Source organism: Streptomyces luomodiensis (genome assembly GCF_031679605.1).
Lineage (GTDB): Bacteria > Actinomycetota > Actinomycetes > Streptomycetales > Streptomycetaceae > Streptomyces > Streptomyces luomodiensis.
The window spans coordinates 2598273-2614264 of the sequence record NZ_CP117522.1; the positions used below are offsets into that span (position 1 = coordinate 2598273).

The following is a 15992-nucleotide window of genomic DNA, read 5'->3' on the forward strand; positions in this document are numbered from 1 at the left end:
CACACCGACACCGACCGCCCATCCACCCCAGGAGGTATCGCCGCGTGACCACCACCTACCCCTTCAGCGCGATCGTCGGCATGGACGGTCTGCGGCTCGCCCTGCTCCTCAACGCCGTCTCGCCCGCCGTGGGCGGCGTCCTGGTGCGCGGGGAGAAGGGCACGGCCAAGAGCACCGCCGTAAGGGCGATCGCCGCGCTGCTGCCCGAGGTGGACGTGGTGGCCGGGTGCCGGTTCTCCTGCGACCCGGCCGCGCCCGACCCGTCCTGCCCGGACGGGCCCCATGAGCCGGCCACGGGCGAGGCGCGCCCCGCGCGGATGGTCGAGCTGCCCGTGGGCGCTTCCGAGGACCGGCTGGTCGGCGCGCTGGACATCGAGCGCGCGCTGTCGGAGGGGGTCAAGGCGTTCGAACCCGGGCTGCTCGCTGACGCCCACCGCGGAGTGCTCTACGTCGACGAGGTCAATCTGCTGCACGACCATCTGATCGACCTGCTGCTCGACGCGGCCGCCATGGGCGCCTCCTATGTGGAGCGCGAGGGGGTGTCCGTACGGCATGCGGCGCGCTTCCTCCTGGTGGGCACCATGAACCCCGAGGAGGGCGAGCTGCGGCCGCAGTTGCTGGACCGCTTCGGCCTCACGGTGGAGGTCGCGGCGTCCCGGGACACCGAGGAGCGGGTCGAGGTGGTGCGGCGACGGCTGGCGTACGACGAGGACCCCGAGGGATTCGCGGCGCGCTGGGCGGCGGACGAGGACGCCCTGCGGGAGCGCATAGCCGCGGCGCGCGCCCTGCTGCCGCGGGTGCGTCCGGGCGACCGCGCGCTGCGGCAGATCGCGGCGGTGTGCGCCGGGTTCGAGGTGGACGGAATGCGCGCGGACATCGTGACGGCCCGTACGGCGACCGCGCTGGCCGCCTGGGCGGGGCGCACCGATGTGCGGACCGAGGACGTACGGGGGGCGGCGCTGCTGTCGCTCCCCCACCGCCGGCGGCGGGCTCCGTTCGACGCGCCGGGGCTCGACGAGAACAAACTCGACGAGATCCTGCGCCGGTTCGAGGAGGACGACCCGGACCCGGATCCGGACCCCGGCCCGGAGGGACCCGAAAGCCCCGACGACGGGCCGGGCGGCCGCGGACCGGACGGGCCGGGCGGCCCCGACGACCCCGGAGGCCGCCCCCAGGAGGGCGCGGCGGAGGGAGCGCGGGAACAGGCGCCGCCCGCCGCTCCCGAACCCGAGCCGTCCGTCCCCGGCCAGCGCACGGGTGAGCACGAGGCGGCCGACCGCGCGGCCGAAGCGGACGACGGTGCGGGCGGCGGCACGGGCGGTGCCGGCGGCGAGCGGGCGGCCGTGGGCGCCGCCGAGCCGTTCCGGACCCGGCGTCTCGACGTCCCCGGGCTGGGCGAGGGCGCGGCCGGGCGGCGCTCGCGCGCCCGCAGCGCGCACGGCCGCACCACCGGGGCGCGCCGCCCGCGGGGGGCGCTGTCCGCGCTGCATCTGACGGCGACCGTCCGGGCGGCCGCCCCGCATCAGCGGGCGCGCGGGCGGCGCGGCCCCGGGCTGCTGGTGCGCCGTGACGATCTGCGCGAGGCGGTGCGCGAGGGCCGGGAGGGCAATCTCGTGCTGTTCGTGGTGGACGCGTCGGGGTCGATGGCCGCGCGGAAGCGGATGAGCACGATCAAGGGGGCGGTGCTGTCGCTGCTGCTGGACGCCTACCAGCGGCGGGACAAGGTCGGGCTGATCACCTTCCGGGGCGCGGACGCCGAACTGGCGCTGCCGCCCACCTCGTCGGTGGACGCGGCCGCGGCGCGGCTGGAGCGGCTGCCGACGGGCGGCCGCACGCCGCTGGCGGCCGGGCTGTTGAAGGCGCGGGAGGTGCTGCGGGTGGAGCGGCTGCGCGATCCCTCGCGCCGCCCGCTGCTGGTCGTGGTGACCGACGGGCGGGCCACGGAGGCGAGGCGGGCCGGCGGGTCCACGCCGGTCGAGCGGGCCGGGCGCGCGGCGCGGATGCTCGCGGGCGACGGGGTCGCCTCGGTGGTCGTGGACTGCGAGTCGGGGCCGGTGCGGCTGGGGCTGGCGGGGGCGCTCGCCCGCGAGCTGCGGGGCACGCGGGTGACACTCGACGAGCTGCGCGCGGACAGCGTGACCGAGCTGGTGCGCGACGTACGGACCGTATCGAACACACGGAGGGCCGCCTGATGCCGCAAGGACAACCGACCGTCGTCCCGGACGACGGGCTCACCACCCGCCAGCGCCGCAACCGCCCGCTGGTGCTCGTCCACACGGGTCAGGGCAAGGGCAAGTCGACTGCGGCGTTCGGGCTGGCGCTGCGGGCGTGGAACCAAAACTGGCCGGTCGGTGTATTCCAGTTTGTAAAGTCCGCGAAATGGCGGGTCGGTGAGGAGCGTGCGCTGCGCGTCCTCGGCGACTCGGGCGAAGGGGGGACCGTCGCATGGCACAAGATGGGCGAGGGCTGGTCGTGGGTCCAGCGCGACATGGCTTCCAGCGAGGAGGCCGCACGCGAGGGCTGGGAGCAGGTCAAGCGCGATCTCGCGGCGGAGACATACCGGCTGTATGTGCTGGACGAGTTCGCGTATCCGATGCACTGGGGCTGGGTGGATCCCGACGAGGTGGTGTCGGTGCTCCGGGACCGGCCCGGGACGCAGCACGTCGTCATCACGGGGCGTAACGCACCGGCTCAGCTGCTGGACTTCGCCGATCTGGTCACCGACATGTCCAAGATCAAGCATCCGATGGACGCCGGCCAGAAGGGTCAGCGAGGCATCGAGTGGTGAGTGTCCCGCGCCTGGTGATCGCCGCGCCCGCCTCCGGCAGCGGGAAGACGACGGTCACCGCGGGGCTGATGGCCGCCTTCGCGGAGCGCGGTCTGGACGTGTCTCCGCACAAGGTCGGCCCGGACTACATCGACCCTGGCTATCACGCGCTCGCCATCTCCTCGGCGGCCTCCTCGGCCGCCTCCTCGGCCGGCCGGTCCCGGGCCCGGGGAGCGCGGCCGGGCCGGAATCTGGATGCCTATCTGTGCGGTCCGCAGCGGATCGCCCCGCTGTTCCTGCATGGGTCGGCGGGCTGCGATCTGGCCCTGGTGGAAGGGGTGATGGGCCTGTTCGACGGGGCGGCCGGGCAGGGCGAGCTGGCCTCGACGGCGCATGTGGCCAAGCTGCTGCGGGCGCCGGTGGTCCTGGTCGTGGACGCGTCGTCGCAGTCCCGGTCGGTGGCCGCGCTGGTGCACGGCTTCGCGTCCTGGGACCCCGAGGTCCGGGTCGCGGGGGTGATCCTCAACAAGGTCGGTTCGGACCGCCACGAGACGATGCTGCGCGAGGCGCTGGAGGGCTGCGGGGTGCCGGTGTTCGGCGCGCTGCGCCGGACGCGGGCGGTGCGGGCGCCGAGCCGTCATCTGGGTCTGGTGCCGGTGGCCGAGCGCCATGCGGAGGCGGTCGATTCGGTGGCCGTGCTGGCCGCCCGGGTGCGGGAGGGCTGCGATCTCGACGGGCTGCTGGCCCTGGCGCGCAGCGCGCCGCCCCTGTCCGGGCCGGTCTGGGATCCGGAGGAGGAGATCCGCCGGGCGACGGGGCCCGCCCCCGGCGCCGGGGGCCCGGCCGGACGAGAGGCGCGGCCGGTGGTCGCCGTGGCGGGCGGGGCCGCGTTCACCTTCTCGTACGCGGAGCACACCGAGCTGCTGACGGCGGCCGGGGCGCGGGTCGTCCCCTTCGATCCGCTGCGGGACGAGCGCCTCCCGGAGGGCACCGGCGGTCTGGTGATCGGCGGCGGGTTCCCGGAGGTCTACGCTCCCGAGTTGTCCGCGAACGAGCCGCTGCGCGCCGCCGTCGCCCAACTCGCCGCGTCCGGCGCGCCCATCGCCGCCGAATGCGCCGGGCTGCTGTATCTGGCGCGTTCGCTGGACGGGGAGCCGATGTGCGGGGTGCTGGCCGCCGAAGCGCGGATGTCGGAACGTCTGACGCTGGGCTACCGTGAGGCGGTGGCCGTCTCCGACACCTCCCTCGCCGCCGCGGGGACGCGGGTGCGCGGCCACGAGTTCCACCGCACCGCCATCGAACCCGGAGCGGGGCCGGAGCCCGCCTGGGGGCTCGTCCACCCGGAGCGTCGCACCGAGGGCTTCGCGCAGGGAGAGGTGCACGCCTCCTATCTGCATGTGCACTGGGCCTCGATCCCGGGGGCGGCGGCCCGGTTCGTCGACAGATGTGTGCCCTAGATGTGTGCCCTACGGCGAGTGAACGGAGGCGGTGAACGGAGACGGTGAGCTGAGGTGGAGGTCATCGGCCGGGTCACGGCCCGCCCGCTGCCGGGGTCACCGCTCGTAGTCGGGGTCGGGGCGAGCCGGGGGGTGTCCGCCGGCGAGGTGATCGGGCTGGTCGAGGCGACTTTGGCGGAGGCGGGCCTGGCACCGCGCGACGTGGCCGAGTTGGCCACGGTGGCGGCCAAGGCCGAGGAGGCCGGGCTGCTGACGGCGGCCGGACGGCTCGGGGTGCCGTTGCGCGGTTACCCGGCGGAGGCGCTGGCCGCGGTCGAGGTGCCGCATCCGTCCGCGGCGGCGCTCACCGCCGTGGGCACGGCCGGGGTCGCCGAGGCGGCCGCGCTGCTGGCCGCCGGTCCGGGAGGCGAACTGCTCGTGCCCAAACGGAAGTCCGCGCCGCACGGCCGCCCCGCGATGGCCACGTGCGCCGTCGCCCGCCGTCCGGTGGGCGTCCCATCCGCGCGGAGCGGGCAGCGAGGACCTGCCGTCGACCGCCCCGGCTCAGGTCAGTAACGTCTCGGGGCGGAACGGCCCGCTGTCCCCGCTGACCGTGACACCGGCATCACCCGCACCGGCACCACTTGCACCACCTGCGCCAAGGAGACCTCGTGACGACCCCGCCCGCGCTGCTCATCGCAGGCATCGGTACTCGAGACGACAGGCATGCCGCCGCCTTCCACGACTTCGTCGGGGAGCTGGCCGCACGCCACCCGGAGCTGCCCGTGGCGGGTGGCCTCACCGGACCGGGCGGCCGCCCGCTGTCCGACGCGGTCGCCCGGCTCGTCGGGGAGGGGGTGACCCGCTTCGCCGTCGTACCGATGACGCTGGTGGCGACGGCGCTCGACCCGGCGACGCCACCGACGGACTGCATCGCGGCCGCGCTGGCCCAGGAGGCGGAGCGGCATGCCGAGGCCGCGTTCACCTCCGCACGGCCGCTCGGCCCGCACCCCACGCTGCTGAATGTGCTGGAGCGGCGACTTGACGAGGCGCTGGGCAAAGGGCCCCGGCTGCCCTCGGACCGCGCGGAGACGACCGTGCTGCTGGTGGGCGACGGATCGCCGCTCCCCGAGGCCAATGCCGAAGTGCACCGCGCGGCCCGGCTGTTGTGGGAGGGCCATGGCTTCGCGGGCGTCGAGGTGGCCTTCGCCTCGCTCGCCGCACCGGATGTGATCTCGGGCCTGGACCGCTGCGCCAGGCTCGGGGCGCGGCGGATCGTGGTGCTGCCGTACTTCCTGTTCGCCGGCGACGCCCTGGAGCGGGTGCGGCAGCAGGCGGAGGGCTGGGGGCTCGCCCACCCCGAGGTCGAGGTGGTCGCCGCCGATGTCATCGGACCGGTGCGGGAGTTGGCCGAGCTCGTCATGGAGCGCTATGCGGAGGCGGCCCGGACCACCGGGCGGACCGACTTCCCCGATGAGCCGCACACCTTCGCCCACCCCGACGCCCACCCCGACGCCCGCCCCGACGCCGCCCATGCCGATGTCCGCGCCGATGTCCGCGCCGATGTCCATGCCGATGTCTCCGATGTCCGCTGACGCGTCGGCGGGCCGGCCCGCACACGGGCCGGCCGCCCCGTCCGCCGAGGACGAGCCCGCCGGGTTCGATCTGCGGCACCACGGGGACGCGGAGGTGCGGGGTGCCGACGCCGCCCTGACCGACCTCGCGGTCAATGTGCGGACCGGTACGCCTCCGGACTGGCTCAAGGCCCGTATCGCCGCGTCCCTCGACGGGCTGGCCGCCTATCCGGACGGGCGGGCGGCGCGGGACGCGGTCGCCGTACGGCATGGGCTTCCGGCCCGCCGAGTGCTGCTGACGGCGGGCGCCGCGGAGGCGTTCGTCCTGCTCGCCCGCGCCATCCCGGCCCGGTGTCCGGTGGTGGTGCACCCGCAGTTCACCGAGCCGGAGGCGGCGCTGCGGGACGCGGGGCACACGGTGCGGCGCGTGGTCCTCGAGGAGCGGGACGGCTTCCGGCTCGCCCCGGACGCGGTGCCGGACGAGGCCGATCTGGTGGTGATCGGCAACCCCACCAATCCCACATCCGTACTGCACCCGGCCGACACCCTGGCCGGTCTGGCCCGGCCGGGGCGGACGCTGGTGGTGGACGAGGCGTTCATGGACGCCGTCCCGGGCGAGCGCGAGTCGTTGGCGGACCGCGCCGATGTGCCGGGGCTCGTGGTGCTGCGCAGCCTCACCAAGACCTGGGGCCTGGCGGGGCTGCGGATCGGCTATGTGCTGGCGGAGCCGGACACCATCACGGCGCTGGAGCGGGTCCAGCCGCTGTGGCCGGTGTCCAGCCCGGCCCTGGCCGCGGCCGAGGCGTGCTGCACCCCGTCCGCGCTCGCCGAGGCCGCACGGGCCGCCGAGCGTACGGCCGCCGATCGGGCCCATCTGGCCGAGCGGCTGGCCGAGCTGACGGAGGTGCGGGTGTGCGGTCCGGCGGCCGGGCCCTTTGTGCTGATCCGTCTTCCGGGCGCGGCGGCGATCCGCACCCGGCTGCGGGATCTGGGCTTCGCCGTCCGCCGCGGTGACACCTTCCCGGGCCTGGGACCGGACTGGCTCCGGCTCGCCGTCCGCGACCGCGCCACGACGGACCGGTTCGTCATCGCTCTGGCGAAGGCCCTCGCGGAGGTGACCGCCTGACCCAGTGCGGCGGCCACCGCCTGACCGTGTGCCACGCGGGCGACGCGCGGCACACGGTCGGATTCGGATTCGGATTCGGATACGGCCGGCCCGTGCCACCCGGCCTCCGGGCCCAACGGACCAGGAGGCGTCAGGAGGCGTCAGGCGGCGGCACGACGCGTCAGGCGCCAAGGCACCTCAGGGACAAGACACCTCAGGCGGCACGACGCGTCGGCGGCGTCAGGAGGCGTCGCCGTCGGCGCCCGCGCGCCGGCGACGGGCCAGCAGGACGGCGCCGCCGCCCGCGGCGAGCAGCAGCGCGCCGCCGCCCACCAGATACGGCGTGGCCGAGCTGCCACCGGTCTCGGCCAGGTGCTCCGGCTCGGGCTTGGGCTCCGGCTTGGTCGGGGAGCTCTCGCTCGGGCTGGGCTCGACCGCCGCGGCGGTGGGCGCCTCACAGGTCGCTCGGGCGAGGGTGACCTGCCCCTCGACCTCGGAGACGTTCAGCTTGAGCGGGTTCACGGAGACCTTCAGGTTGAGGGCCGTGGCCGCCGCCGTGCGCGAGGTGGTGGCCGTCCGCGACAGATCGAGCCGGACCTGGCCGAGCGAGGGGACATCGACCGTGGTGGTGCCGCTCGTGCTCAAGGTGGCCTTCCGGCCGAGCACGCTGACGCTGCCGAGCAGGTTGGAGTCGGCGGTCGGCCGCTTTCCGGCGGCGCACACCGCCTTCGAGGTCACCTGCTCGACCGTGATCAGCGGCACCGCGGCCAGACCCGGCACATGGACGTGGGCGTTGACGATGTTGGAGTACCCCTCGGCCCGCTGCTTGTCCGCCGCGGCCCGCGCGGTGGCCACATCGGCCCGCAGCACGCTGAACGGGTGGCCCCCGTCCACGCCGTCCAGGGTGGCGGTGAGCGCGGTCTTGCTCGCGGTCGCGGGCGCCTGCACATCGTTCAGCGCGAGCGCGAGCGGTGCCGTGACGGTCTTGTTGAGCAGGGAGACATCGAGGTCGGTGCGGAGCACGACCGCACCCGCCTTACCGGTTTTCGCACCGGTTTCGGCCTGCGCGGTCGCCGCGGGCAGCAGGCCCAGGACGGAGACCGCGGCTGCGGCAGTGGCGGCCGCCAGGCGGCGGGTGGGCATGCCGAAGGAGGTGTTACTGGAACAGGACACGTGAGTTGACCCCCACAGGAGACATGGAGCCGCCGGCGCCTGCCGCGGGGGACTCCACGGGCGCCGACGGCCTCGACCACGCCATATTTGCGCACCGTGGGTAAACGGGCAGACACATGCGGTCCGTTCATCCCAACGGGTGTGGTTCGTCGCTCAGTTCGACCCCCGGGCCCTCTCCAGCACCCCCCGCCCCACCCGTCCCCCGGCGCCGTGTCAGCCGACCACCCGGCCCCGCAGCACGATCCGCCGCGGCGCCGTCAGCACCCGCACATCGGCGCGCGGATCCGTCTCGTAGACGACGAGATCGGCGGGGGCTCCCTCGGCGAGCCCCGGCCGCCCGAGCCAGGCCCGCGCCCCCCAAGTCGCCGCCGAGATCGCGTCCCGCGCCGGGATGCCCGCCTTCACCAGCTCGGCGACTTCCTGCCCGATCAGCCCATGGGCCAGGCCGCCGCCCGCGTCGGTGCCGGTGTAGATCGGGACGCCCGCGTCGTAGGCCGCCCGCACCGTCTCGTACCGGCGCGCGTACAGCCGCCGCATATGGTCGGCCCAGCGCGGGTACCGCATGTCGCCGGCCAGCGCCAGCCGGGGGAAGGTGGCGATGTTGACCAGGGTCGGGACGATCGCCACGCCTCGCTCCGCGAACAGCGGGATGGTCTCCTCGGTCAGCCCGGTGGCGTGCTCGACGCAGTCGATCCCCGCCTCGACCAGCGGGGCGAGGCTCTCCTCGGCGAAGCAGTGCGCGGTGACCCGGGCGCCCAGCCGGTGCGCTTCCGCGATGGCCGCCTCGACCGCGCCGCGCGGCCAGCAGGCCGCCAGGTCGCCGGCCTCCCGGTCGATCCAGTCGCCGACGATCTTGACCCAGCCGTCGCCGCGCCGCGCCTCCGCGGCCACGTAGGCGACCAGGTCCTCCGGCTCGATCTCATGCGCGTAGTTGCGGATATAGCGCTTGGTGCGGGCGATGTGGCGGCCGGCCCGGATGATGCGGGGGAGGTCCTCGCGGTCGTCGATCCAGCGGGTGTCGGCCGGTGATCCGGCGTCCCGCAGCAGCAGTGCCCCGGCGTCGCGGTTGGTCAGCGCCTGTTTCTCGCTCTTCGCCTCGCCCACCGCACCATGGGAGTCGAGTCCGACGTGGCAGTGGGCGTCGACGAGTCCGGGCAGGACCCAGCCCTCGACCAGCCGGACGTCCCTGGCCCCGGCCGGCCGCTGGAACGTGATCCTGCCGTCCACCACCCACAGCTCGTCCCGGATGTCCCCGGCAGCGTCGCCGGTGTCCGGCCCGACCAGCACCCGGCCCTTGATGTGGAGTACCGCGCTATCCCTCATGCCACGCACTGTACGAGACCGGGGCAGGGCGCTGACCGGCCAATTCCCGCGAGTGGTTACGGCGCCACTCGAACAACATGCGCAGCGCTGCTACGCTCACGCAACCCACCGGACGCGCGGCAGTGAGGAGGTCCTCGTGAGCGCTCCCGCCGATGACGCGGCCACCGCGGGCACCGCGCGCGCCGCGCGGATGGACGCGGCGCGCGGCCCGGACACCCCACGGGAGGTGCCGTCGGACGCGTCCGACGCACCGGACGGCCCCGACGGCTTACCGGCCGGCGCACCGGCCCGCTCGCACACCGGCTCCCCGGCCCGTTCGCACACCGGCCCGCAGGCCGACCCGCAGGCCGACCCAGACACCGACCCGCAGGCCGAGTTCCGGGACTTCTTCGAGCGGCACCATGCCGAACTGGCCCGCCTCGCCCATCTGCTGCTCGGCAGCTCCGACGGGGCGGACGACCTGGCGGCCGACGCGCTGGTGGCGGTCTGGCACCAGTGGGACCGGGTGCGGGCCGCCGACCATCCGGCCGCGTACGCCCGGGGGGTGGTCGCCAATCTGGCCCGGTCCCGGATCCGCAGCCTGGTGCGGGAGCGGCGGCGGGTGGCGCTGTTCTCCTCGCAGCGCGCCGACCACGTGGACGACCCGGATGTATCCGCCGTGGTGGATGTGCAGGCCGCGCTGGTCCGGCTGCCGTTCCGCAAGCGCGCGTGTGTGGTGCTGCGCCACGCCTTCGATCTCTCCGAGCGGGAGACGGCCCGTACGCTGGGCATCTCCGTGGGCACGGTCAAGAGCCAGACCTCCCGTGGAATCGCCGAGTTGGAGCGGCTGCTCGGCCCTCCGGACGGCGAGGGGGAGCTGCCCACGGCGACGGAGGCCGAGCGGACGGTGCGGACGCTCCGCTCCGGGGGCGCGGGCCGCACCGGGCCGGCCCGCCACTCGGGGCATATGGGCCACGCCGGGCACGCGGGAGGGGGCGGTTGATGATCGAGCATCGCGAGCGCCACGAGGGCCGCGATGTCGTCGCCGAGCTGCGGGCGGCCGCCGGCTCCCACGAGCCGGACCGGAGCCGGATGCTGGCCCGGGTCACGGCGGGCATGGCGGCCGCGGACCGGGGCCGCGACCCGCGGACGAGTCCGCGCCGGACACGCCGACCGCGCTGGACCCACTGGACGCGCCGGACACCCCGGACACGCCAGACACACCGGACGCAATGGACCCGGGTGCTGGGCCCGGTGGCCGGGCTGGCCGCGGCGGTCGCCGCGGCGGGCATCGCGGTGGTGGCCACGGACAGTGCCGAGCCGCCGCAGACGGTGCGCACCTCGGGCGAGCCCTCCGCGCCCGCGGCGGGCGCGGCCGGGCACCCCGGGGACGAGCCCGACGGGGGGTCGCCGGGCGCTGGGGGTTCGCAGGGCGATGCTGAGCGGCACACGCCGAGCGCCTATCCCACCGCGGCCGGTCCAAACCACCTCGCCGAGCCGACCGTGCGGTCGAAGGGCGCCGTCAACGCCCATGCGAATCCGTACTGGGCGCAGAGCGACATCACGCTCTCCATCGGTAAGCCGCTGACCTCGCTGACGGTGGAGCTGCGGGTCGCGGACACCGGGCAGGTGCGGACCACCGGGTCCTGGAGCACGCTGCCGGCCGGTGATGTGACCACGTCCGCCCACGTCGAGGACGGGGTGCTGGTCTACCGCTGGACGCTCCGGAAGGGGGCGACCGTGCCCGCGGGCCGGCAGGTCTTCGCCGGGCAGTACAACCACGCCCAGGGCGACCGGGACACCGGCCGGGACGCGTACTCCGCCTCGGGCAACGGCGCCTCCGGGCCCTTCGCGGTGCGCGGCGACTTCCCTCGGTCCCCTGTGGCCGATTGAATTCGATGCGATCCGCGACAGTGGCATGCGACAACCCGCGACGATCCGGGAGAGGAATTCCACGCGTTTTTCCGCTACTGCTTCCGCATTCGTCTGCCCGCTTTTTTGATTCCTAAACAAAAAAGTTTTCCACGGGGTTTCCGTCTCATAATTCAAACCGGTCACCGGCCGGTTACGCATATGTGACACACCCCACACCGGGTCCGTTTTAACCCAGTATCTCCCCGACAAATCGCCCTCTTTCGGCGAGCGGCCGCGCGCACGCACGCTCCCGCGTGATAACACACCCACCCCCCTCTCCGTAACCCCTCACCGCGATGCATTTTCAGATTCTGCTGGGTAAATTGAATTTGCATGACCGCCGTACAAGCAGACCTTGTCCGTAGCGATTTGGATTTGCCGGAGGGCCTCACCCTCGACACCCCACGCGTCGAGGACGGAGCCGCGATCTGGCGAATCGCCCGCGACTCCAAAACCCTGGACCTCAACTCCTCCTACAGCTACCTCCTGTGGTGCCGCGACTTCGCCGCCACCTCCGTCGTGGCGCGCGACGCCGACGGCGGACCGGTCGGCTTCGTCACCGGTTACATCCGCCCCGAGCTCCCCGAGACCCTCGTCGTCTGGCAGGTCGCCGTCGACCATGCCTGGCGTGGCCGCCGACTGGCCGCCACCCTGCTGGACGGGCTGGTGGGCCGGGTCGCCGAGCTGGGCGTCCGTGGCATCGAGACGACGATCACCCCTGACAACACCGCCTCGAACCGGCTGTTCACCTCGTTCGCCGAACGGCACGACGCGCCACTCGAGCGTGAGGTGCTCTTCCACGGCGGTCTGTTCCCCGACGGTGCGCATGAGCCCGAGGTGCTCTACCGCATCGGTCCGCTCGGCCCGCGCGCGGACCGGACCTGACTTCCCACCCCCTGAACCCCCACCCTCCTCACCCCTCACACCCCTCTCCCAGGAGAACGCTGTGACCATCACCCCGCCCGCCCTGAGCGTCTTCGAGGCCCTGGAGTCGGAGGTGCGCAGCTACTGCCGTGGCTGGCCCGCCGTCTTCGACCGCGCGCAGGGCAGCCACATGTACGACGAGGACGGCCACACCTATCTCGACTTCTTCGCCGGGGCCGGGTCGCTCAACTACGGCCACAACAACCCGGTACTGAAACGGGCGCTGATCGACTACATCGAGCGTGACGGCGTCACGCACGGCCTGGACATGTCCACCACGGCCAAACGCGCGTTCCTGGAGTCGTTCCAGAACAACATCCTGCGCCCGCGCGACCTGCCCTACAAGGTCATGTTCCCGGGCCCGACCGGCACCAACGCCGTCGAGGCCGCCCTGAAACTGGCCCGTAAGGTCAAGGGCCGCGAGGCCATCGTCTCCTTCACCAACGCCTTCCACGGCATGTCGCTGGGCTCGCTGGCCGTGACCGGCAACGCCTTCAAGCGCGCCGGTGCGGGCATTCCGCTGGTCCACGGCACCCCGATGCCGTTCGACAACTACTTCGACGGCACCGTCCCGGACTTCCTGTGGTTCGAGCGGCTGCTGGAGGACCAGGGCTCCGGCCTCAACCAGCCCGCCGCCGTGATCGTCGAGACCGTGCAGGGCGAGGGCGGGATCAACGTGGCCCGGCCCGAGTGGCTGCGCGCCCTGGCCGAGCTGTGCGAACGCCAGGACATGCTGCTGATCGTCGACGACATCCAGATGGGCTGCGGCCGCACCGGTGCCTTCTTCTCCTTCGAGGAGGCGGGCATCACCCCGGACATCGTGACGGTCTCCAAGTCCATCAGCGGCTACGGCCTGCCGATGTCGCTCACCCTCTTCAAGCCCGAGCTGGACGTCTGGGAGCCCGGCGAGCACAACGGCACCTTCCGCGGCAACAACCCCGCCTTCGTCACCGCCGCCGCGACCCTGGACACCTACTGGGCCGACGGCCAGATGGAGAAGCAGACGCTGGCCCGCGGCGAGCAGGTCGAGCGGGCGCTGCGCGCCATCTGCGAGGAGCAGCCGGGCACCCAGTTCCGCGGCCGCGGCCTGGTGTGGGGCCTGGAGTTCGACGACAAGCCGCGCGCCTCGGCGGTCTGCCGGCGCGCCTTCGAGCTGGGGCTGCTGCTGGAGACCTCCGGCCCCGAGAGCGAGGTCGTCAAGCTGCTGCCCGCGCTGACCATCTCCCCCGATGACCTGGACGAGGGGCTGCGGACCCTCGCCCGCGCGGTCCGCGAGACCGCATAACACCCCCGCCCCGCAGAGAAGAGAAAGGCTAGAACTCACCGTGATCGTCCGATCCTTCAAGGACATCGAGGGCACCGACAGGCACATCAAGTCCGCGTCCGGCACCTGGGAGAGCAAGCGCATCGTGCTCGCCCGGGAAGGCGTCGGCTTCTCGCTGCACGAGACCATCCTCTACGCGGGCACCGAGACGTCGATGTGGTACGCCAACCACATCGAGGCGGTGCTGTGCGTCGAGGGTGAGGCCGAGCTCACCAACGACGAAACCGGTGAGAAGCACTGGATCGCGCCCGGCACCATGTACTTGCTCAACGAGCACGACAAGCACACGCTGCGTCCCAAGACGGACTTCCGGTGCGTCTGCGTCTTCAACCCGCCGATCACCGGACGGGAGGACCATGATGAGAACGGCGTATACCCGCTGATCACCGAGACCGAGGAGGCTTGATCCGATGACCGCGGTCACTGACCTGTACCCGACCCGTGGGTCCGTGGAGGTGGCGACGCCGCGCGTGGACCCGGTGGTGTGGTCCGAGCCCGGGGCCCCGGGGCCGCTGCAACCGTCCGAGCTGAGCGATTTCGATCGCGACGGCTTCCTGGCGATCGACCAGCTGATCACTCCGGACGAGGTGGCGGTCTACCGCGCCGAGCTGGACCGGATGATCGCCGACCCGGACGTGCGGGCCGACGAGCGCTCGATCGTCGAGCCGAAGTCGCAGGACGTACGGTCGGTGTTCGAGGTGCACCGGATCAGTGAGGTCTTCGCCCAGCTGGTACGCGACGAGCGGGTGGTGGGCCGGGCCCGGCAGATCCTCGGCTCGGACGTGTACGTCCACCAGAGCCGGATCAACGTCAAGCCGGGCTTCGGCGCCTCGGGCTTCTACTGGCACTCGGACTTCGAGACCTGGCACGCCGAGGACGGGCTGCCGAACATGCGCACCGTATCGGTCTCGATCGCGCTCACCGAGAACTTCGAGTACAACGGCAGCCTGATGATCATGCCGGGCTCGCACCGCACCTTCCTCGGCTGTGCGGGCGCGACGCCGAAGGACAACTACAAGAAGTCGCTCCAGATGCAGGACGCGGGCACCCCGTCCGACGAGGCGCTCAGCGGCTTCGCCGACAAGCACGGCATCAAGCAGTTCACCGGCCCGCCCGGTTCGGCGGTCTGGTTCGACTGCAACTGCATGCACGGGTCCGGCGACAACATCACGCCGTACTCCCGCAGCAATGTGTTCATCGTGTTCAACAGCGTGGAGAACACGGCGGTCGAGCCGTTCGCCGCGCCGGTCCGCCGGCCGGAGTTCATCGGGGCCCGGGACTTCACGCCCGTACGGTGACGGCCGTTGGCAACCGTGACGTGACGTGACGTCCGTGATCTGAGGGAAGCCGGGGCACCCGGCTTCCCTCAGGTTTTCCGTGCCACGGGCCCCGGCTTCCCCCAGGGCTTTCCGCGTCACGCGGTGTCTCAGCCGGAGAGCGCCGCCAGCAGCCGGTCCACATCGGCCGGGGTGTTGTAGAGGTGGAAGGCGGCACGGAGGTTCCCGGCCCGCGCCGATACGGCGACGTTCGCCTCCGCCAGCCGTGCCGCGGCATCGCCCAGGCCCGGTACGGAGACGATGGCCGAGCCGGGGGCGTCGACGGGCCGGTGGCCGAGCTCGGCGAGCCCGGTGCGGAAGCGGTCGGCGAGCGCGCGGTCGTGGGCCGCGATGGCCTCGATGCCCACCTCCTCGAGCAGGGCGAGGGAGTGCCGGGCCGCGACATAGGAGTACATACTCGGGCTCTCGTCGAAGCGGCGGGCGGAGTGGGCGAGTTCGGCCACCGGCCCGTAGCAGCTGTCCCAGGGCTTCTCGCCCGCGACCCAGCCCGCGAAGACGGGGGTGAGTTCGCCGAGGTCCTCGGGGACGGTCAGGAAGGCGACCCCGCGCGGGCACAGCTGCCACTTGTAGGACACGCAGACGGTGTAGTCGGCCTCGGCCGCGCGCACCGGGAACCAGCCGACCGCCTGACTGGTGTCCACCAGGGTGCGCGCCCCGTGGGTCCGGGCCGCCTCCCGGATGGCGGCGAGATCGGCGATCCGGCCGTCCGCCGACTGGACCGCGCTCACGGCCACCAGCGCCGTACCGGGCCGTACCGCCTCCGCGATCTCCTCCAGCGGCACGATGCGCAGCTTGAGGTCACCGCGCACGGCGAAGGGGTTGACCAGGGAGCTGAAGTCGCCGTCGGCCACCAGGACTTCGGCCCCGGGCGGCAGCGAGGTCGCGATCATTCCGGCGTACACGGCGACCGAGCTGCCCGCGGCGACCTGCCGCGCCGGTACGCCGACGAGCCGGGCGTAGCTGGCCCGGCTCTGCTCGACCGCCTCGAAGGCCGCGTCGGCGACGGGCCCTCCGGCGGCCGCGTCGTCCAGGGCCGCCTTCATGGCGGCCACCGCACGTGCGGGCATCAGACCGCTGGACGCGGTGTTCAGATATGTCGTCTGTGGCGCGAACTCGGCGCCGGCCAGGCTCTCCAT

Annotated in this window: 15 protein-coding genes; 12 read left to right on the forward strand and 3 right to left on the reverse strand. The window is 73.3% G+C overall.

From position 1 onward, the window contains the following. The first annotated feature begins 80 nt into the window (after nucleotides 1-80). The 6 genes from PS467_RS11135 to cobC all read left to right on the forward strand — a co-directional run bounded on the left by PS467_RS11135 (nucleotide 81) and on the right by cobC (nucleotide 6903). The gene (locus tag PS467_RS11135; RefSeq protein ID WP_432280733.1) at nucleotides 81-2192 is read left to right on the forward strand and encodes a putative cobaltochelatase; all 2112 of its coding nucleotides are present in this window, start codon (nucleotides 81-83) and stop codon (nucleotides 2190-2192) included. Next, nucleotides 2192-2788 (forward strand): cob(I)yrinic acid a,c-diamide adenosyltransferase, encoded by a 597-nt coding sequence (cobO, locus tag PS467_RS11140; RefSeq protein ID WP_311035134.1) that lies wholly within the window; start codon nucleotides 2192-2194, stop codon nucleotides 2786-2788. The genes PS467_RS11135 and cobO overlap by 1 nt, the downstream gene beginning before the upstream one ends. Then, the gene (locus PS467_RS11145) at nucleotides 2782-4224 is read left to right on the forward strand and encodes a cobyrinic acid a,c-diamide synthase CobB (protein ID WP_311035135.1); all 1443 of its coding nucleotides are present in this window, start codon (nucleotides 2782-2784) and stop codon (nucleotides 4222-4224) included. Before cobO ends, PS467_RS11145 begins: the two co-directional genes overlap by 7 nt. 54 nt (nucleotides 4225-4278) lie before the next feature. Continuing rightward, the gene (locus PS467_RS11150) at nucleotides 4279-4779 is read left to right on the forward strand and encodes a cobalamin biosynthesis protein (protein WP_311035136.1); all 501 of its coding nucleotides are present in this window, start codon (nucleotides 4279-4281) and stop codon (nucleotides 4777-4779) included. A gap of 95 nt (nucleotides 4780-4874) precedes the next feature. Beyond that, nucleotides 4875-5798 carry a sirohydrochlorin chelatase gene (locus PS467_RS11155; RefSeq protein ID WP_311035137.1) on the forward strand — a complete coding sequence of 308 codons (924 nt, stop codon included), beginning with the start codon at nucleotides 4875-4877 and terminating at the stop codon, nucleotides 5796-5798. Next, nucleotides 5788-6903 carry an Rv2231c family histidinol phosphate aminotransferase CobC gene (gene cobC, locus PS467_RS11160; RefSeq protein ID WP_311035138.1) on the forward strand — a complete coding sequence of 372 codons (1116 nt, stop codon included), beginning with the start codon at nucleotides 5788-5790 and terminating at the stop codon, nucleotides 6901-6903. Before PS467_RS11155 ends, cobC begins: the two co-directional genes overlap by 11 nt. Nucleotides 6904-7122: 219 nt before the next feature. Here the strand turns inward: cobC and PS467_RS11165 are convergent, their stop codons facing one another. Both PS467_RS11165 and PS467_RS11170 read right to left on the reverse strand, forming a co-directional pair. Next, a complete protein-coding gene (locus PS467_RS11165; protein ID WP_311035139.1) occupies nucleotides 7123-8025 on the reverse strand; it encodes an SCO1860 family LAETG-anchored protein in 903 nt (300 codons plus the stop codon). Between the two features lie 243 nt (nucleotides 8026-8268). Further along, on the reverse strand, nucleotides 8269-9378 hold the full coding sequence (locus PS467_RS11170) for an amidohydrolase family protein (RefSeq protein ID WP_311035140.1): 1110 nt from the start codon (nucleotides 9376-9378) through the stop codon (nucleotides 8269-8271). Between the two features lie 136 nt (nucleotides 9379-9514). On the opposite strand from PS467_RS11170, the gene PS467_RS11175 reads away from it, so the two are divergent. The 6 genes from PS467_RS11175 to thpD all read left to right on the forward strand — a co-directional run bounded on the left by PS467_RS11175 (nucleotide 9515) and on the right by thpD (nucleotide 14817). Beyond that, nucleotides 9515-10360 carry a SigE family RNA polymerase sigma factor gene (locus PS467_RS11175; RefSeq protein ID WP_432280569.1) on the forward strand — a complete coding sequence of 282 codons (846 nt, stop codon included), beginning with the start codon at nucleotides 9515-9517 and terminating at the stop codon, nucleotides 10358-10360. After that, nucleotides 10360-11250, forward strand: coding sequence for a hypothetical protein (locus tag PS467_RS11180; protein ID WP_311035141.1), 891 nt, complete (start codon nucleotides 10360-10362; stop codon nucleotides 11248-11250). The genes PS467_RS11175 and PS467_RS11180 overlap by 1 nt, the downstream gene beginning before the upstream one ends. Nucleotides 11251-11604: 354 nt before the next feature. After that, nucleotides 11605-12156 (forward strand): diaminobutyrate acetyltransferase, encoded by a 552-nt coding sequence (ectA, locus tag PS467_RS11185; RefSeq protein WP_311035142.1) that lies wholly within the window; start codon nucleotides 11605-11607, stop codon nucleotides 12154-12156. Between the two features lie 61 nt (nucleotides 12157-12217). Next, nucleotides 12218-13480, forward strand: a complete 1263-nt coding sequence (gene ectB / locus PS467_RS11190) for a diaminobutyrate--2-oxoglutarate transaminase (protein WP_311035143.1) — start codon at nucleotides 12218-12220, stop codon at nucleotides 13478-13480. Between the two features lie 40 nt (nucleotides 13481-13520). Next, complete coding sequence (locus PS467_RS11195) at nucleotides 13521-13925, forward strand: ectoine synthase (RefSeq protein WP_268971292.1); 405 nt, start codon at nucleotides 13521-13523, stop codon at nucleotides 13923-13925. A 4-nt stretch (nucleotides 13926-13929) separates the two neighbouring features. Next, nucleotides 13930-14817, forward strand: a complete 888-nt coding sequence (thpD, locus tag PS467_RS11200) for an ectoine hydroxylase (RefSeq protein WP_311035144.1) — start codon at nucleotides 13930-13932, stop codon at nucleotides 14815-14817. Nucleotides 14818-14945: 128 nt separating this feature from the next. On the opposite strand, the gene PS467_RS11205 is transcribed toward thpD, so the two are convergent. Next, nucleotides 14946-15992, reverse strand: coding sequence for an aminotransferase class V-fold PLP-dependent enzyme (locus PS467_RS11205; RefSeq protein ID WP_311035145.1), 1047 nt, complete (start codon nucleotides 15990-15992; stop codon nucleotides 14946-14948).

Bases quoted from the DNA above. Each gene is read 5' to 3' on its own strand.
- PS467_RS11205 (WP_311035145.1), bottom strand. From the start codon at position 15,992: ATGGAGAGCCTGGCCGGCGCCGAGTTCGCGCCACAGACGACATATCTG.
- cobO (WP_311035134.1), top strand. From the start codon at position 2,192: ATGCCGCAAGGACAACCGACCGTCGTCCCGGACGACGGGCTCACCACC.
- PS467_RS11180 (WP_311035141.1), top strand. From the start codon at position 10,360: ATGATCGAGCATCGCGAGCGCCACGAGGGCCGCGATGTCGTCGCCGAG.
- ectA (WP_311035142.1), top strand. From the start codon at position 11,605: ATGACCGCCGTACAAGCAGACCTTGTCCGTAGCGATTTGGATTTGCCG.
- PS467_RS11135 (WP_432280733.1), top strand. From the start codon at position 81: ATGGACGGTCTGCGGCTCGCCCTGCTCCTCAACGCCGTCTCGCCCGCC.
- thpD (WP_311035144.1), top strand. From the start codon at position 13,930: ATGACCGCGGTCACTGACCTGTACCCGACCCGTGGGTCCGTGGAGGTG.
- cobC (WP_311035138.1), top strand. From the start codon at position 5,788: ATGTCCGCTGACGCGTCGGCGGGCCGGCCCGCACACGGGCCGGCCGCC.
- PS467_RS11165 (WP_311035139.1), bottom strand. From the start codon at position 8,025: ATGCCCACCCGCCGCCTGGCGGCCGCCACTGCCGCAGCCGCGGTCTCC.
- PS467_RS11170 (WP_311035140.1), bottom strand. From the start codon at position 9,378: ATGAGGGATAGCGCGGTACTCCACATCAAGGGCCGGGTGCTGGTCGGG.